Origin of the sequence: Vibrio sp. HENC-03 (genome assembly GCF_000305755.2) — a bacterium.
GTDB classification, from domain to species: Bacteria; Pseudomonadota; Gammaproteobacteria; order Enterobacterales; family Vibrionaceae; genus Vibrio; species Vibrio owensii.
On sequence record NZ_JH976121.1, the window covers coordinates 111,162 to 111,716 of the forward strand.

Annotated in this window: 4 tRNA genes; all 4 read right to left on the reverse strand. The window is 47.6% G+C overall.

Annotated elements, in window-relative coordinates:
- Positions 1 to 94 precede the first annotated feature (94 nt).
- Positions 95 to 179, reverse strand: a tRNA-Leu gene (locus VCHENC03_RS15285).
- A gap of 64 nt (positions 180 to 243) precedes the next feature.
- A tRNA-Gln gene (locus VCHENC03_RS15280) sits at positions 244 to 318 on the reverse strand.
- A 30-nt stretch (positions 319 to 348) separates the two neighbouring features.
- Positions 349 to 433, reverse strand: a tRNA-Leu gene (locus VCHENC03_RS15275).
- Between the two features lie 33 nt (positions 434 to 466).
- Positions 467 to 541, reverse strand: a tRNA-Gln gene (locus VCHENC03_RS15270).
- Positions 542 to 555: the final 14 nt, after the last annotated feature.

The following is a 555-nucleotide window of genomic DNA, read 5'->3' on the forward strand; positions in this document are numbered from 1 at the left end:
CTGTGACCCCATCATTATGAGTGATGTGCTCTAACCAGCTGAGCTACGTAGCCAACAATATGTTTTAACAACATATGTATTCTTTTAATTAAGATGGTGCGGTCGGAGAGACTTGAACTCTCACACCTTGCGGCGCCAGAACCTAAATCTGGTGCGTCTACCAATTCCGCCACGACCGCGTCTTAATTGTTGTTATCGAGAGAATTGGTAAAACCTCAATAACCTCCCTTTAAAGGGAAAATATGGCAGGGCTACCTGGATTCGAACCAGGGAATGGCGGCATCAAAAGCCGCTGCCTTACCGCTTGGCGATAGCCCTACATTGCTCTAATAAAAGAGACTTTAATCATGGTGCGGTCGGAGAGACTTGAACTCTCACACCTTGCGGCGCCAGAACCTAAATCTGGTGCGTCTACCAATTCCGCCACGACCGCATAACTACTGAGTGAACTCAATAATTAAAATAGTGGCAGGTCTACCTGGATTCGAACCAGGGAATGGCGGCATCAAAAGCCGCTGCCTTACCGCTTGGCGATAGACCTGCAGGCAATAAATA